Origin of the sequence: Micromonospora sp. NPDC051296 (assembly GCF_040682255.1) — a bacterium.
Taxonomy (GTDB): domain Bacteria; phylum Actinomycetota; class Actinomycetes; order Mycobacteriales; family Micromonosporaceae; genus Micromonospora; species Micromonospora craterilacus.
Genome location: NZ_JBFBAO010000621.1, coordinates 1 through 1,927, shown reverse-complemented (window position 1 = coordinate 1,927; position 1,927 = coordinate 1). Strand labels below are relative to the sequence as shown.

Sequence of the window (1,927 nt, the reverse complement as noted above, 5' to 3'; positions counted from 1 at the left end):
CGCGCGCGCACCGACCTGGGACAGTCCGAGCCCTTCGGGCAGCAGTCGGGGTACGGCCGCGGAACGGGCTGCTTAGCAGGTCCCGGATCATGTTACCGGCGCGTCAGGTACGCGCCGGTAACAGCTCTGGGGGGAGCCATTTTGGCAGACATCAATCACTTTGAGTACGGATGGATCACACCGGCGATCAGCTACGCGCTGTCGGTGCTGGGTTCCATCCTCGGACTGATCTGCGCCAGCCGGATCCGTACCGCGCCCAGCGCCGGCCAGCGGACCTGGTGGGGGCTGCTGGCGGCGTGGGCGCTCGGCGGCACCGCGATCTGGACCATGCACTTCATGGCGATGCTGGGCTTCGCCGTGACCGGTTCCCGGATCCGGTACGACGTGCCGATCACCGTCGCCAGCGCGCTGATCGCGGTGGCGTCCGTCGGGATCGGACTGGCCATCGTGGGCACCGGCCGGCTGTCGGCGGTACGCATCATCGCCGCCGGCCTGTTCACCGGCGTCGGGGTGGCGGCGATGCACTACACCGGCATGGCCGCGATGCGGCTGGACGGCCAGCTCGGCTACGACGCTCTCCAGCCAGCGAGACCGCGACGGGGAGCGGCACTGCCCGGGTGGCCCTGTCGGTGCTGATCGCCGTGCTGGCGGCCACCGCCGCGCTCTGGCTCGCGGTGACCGTACGCCGGGGGCTGGCGATCCTCGCCTCGGCGCTGGTGATGGGCGTGGCGGTCAACGGCATGCACTTCACCGGCATGAGCGCCCTGTCGGTGCACCTGCACGAGCAGCGGGGGGAGATCGCCGGGGCCGAGGTGGGCACGCTGCTGGTGCCGATCGTGCTGCTGGTGGTCTTCGGTGTGGTGGGGCTGGTCTACGCGCTGCTCGCCGCGCCTACCGACGAGGACCGCGCGGCTGCGGCGTACCTGGATGCCCGGCGGTCGCCGGCACCGGCGACGGCCGGTCCGACCACCGGTTCGGGCCCGGTCGGTGCCGCCGCGCCGGATTCGGTCGGGCTGCGCGCCCGGTCCACGCTGGCCCGGCCCGGTGCCCAGTTCCCGTCCCGTCGGGACCGTCCGCCGCGCTGATCCTGCCGGCGGCTGGCTGGGGGAAGTCGGTCGCCCGCGCGGGTATCGTCCCGGCCCGGTGGTGGCCACGAGCGGCACCGCTCGTGGCCACCGCCGATGTTCGGGGGCGTCCGCTCAGGACAGGGCCTTCAGGAAGGGGCCGTGGTTGCGGCCGAACTCCCATTGGTAGTACCGATCCCAGTTGATCGACCAGGTCATCAGCCCCCGGAAGCCGGGGTTGGTGCCGCTGCGCGGGGTGTAGCTGCCGCAGCTTTGCCCCCGGACCAGGCAGGTCACCGCCGACTGCACCCCGGCGGGGGCGACGTAGCCGTTGCCTGCGCTGACCGACGACGGTGCGCCGAAGGCGACCTGGTCCTCCCGCAGGGCGGCGAAGACCCGATCCGGGTTGCCGGCGACCGGGAAACCGGCGAGCAGCATGTCGGTCATCGCGACGTGGAAGTCGGCGCCGCCCATCGTGTGGTACTGGTTGTCCAGCCCCATGATCGGCCCCGAGTTGTAGTTCTGTACGTGCAGCACGGTCAGGTCGTTGCGCAGCGCGTGGATCACCGGCAGGTACGACCCGGCGCGCGGGTCCTGCCCACCCCACGGGCCGGGCCCGTAGAACTGATACCCGAGCTGGACGAAGAACGTCTCCGGCGCCATGGTGAGCACGAAGTTCGGTCCGTAGCGCTGCTTCAGCGTCCGGATCGCGGCGATCAGGTTGACGATCACCGGGGTGGTGGGGTTGCGGAAGTCGGTGTCGCCGGCGTTCTCCACCTCGGTGGTGGTCATCAGCGCGCCGCCGGACTGCACGCCTTCGATGATCAAGGGCTTGAGGTTGGCACGCGCCGCGTAGACCGCCG

The 1,927-nt window shown here is 71.3% G+C and carries 2 protein-coding genes and 1 pseudogene; 2 read left to right on the top strand and 1 reads right to left on the bottom strand.

Annotated elements, in window-relative coordinates:
- The first annotated feature begins 141 nt into the window (after nucleotides 1–141).
- Together AB0M52_RS33595 and AB0M52_RS33590 are read left to right on the top strand one after the other, a co-directional pair.
- Nucleotides 142–636, top strand: a complete 495-nt coding sequence (locus tag AB0M52_RS33595; protein ID WP_363961880.1) for an MHYT domain-containing protein — start codon at nucleotides 142–144, stop codon at nucleotides 634–636.
- Nucleotides 618–1,085: an MHYT domain-containing protein gene (locus AB0M52_RS33590; RefSeq protein WP_363961878.1), complete on the top strand. Its 468-nt coding sequence runs from the start codon at nucleotides 618–620 to the stop codon at nucleotides 1,083–1,085. Before AB0M52_RS33595 ends, AB0M52_RS33590 begins: the two co-directional genes overlap by 19 nt.
- Before the next feature lie 114 nt (nucleotides 1,086–1,199).
- On the opposite strand, the pseudogene AB0M52_RS33585 reads toward AB0M52_RS33590, so the two are convergent.
- Nucleotides 1,200–1,927, bottom strand: a pseudogene (locus AB0M52_RS33585) (hypothetical protein); the annotation flags it as partial.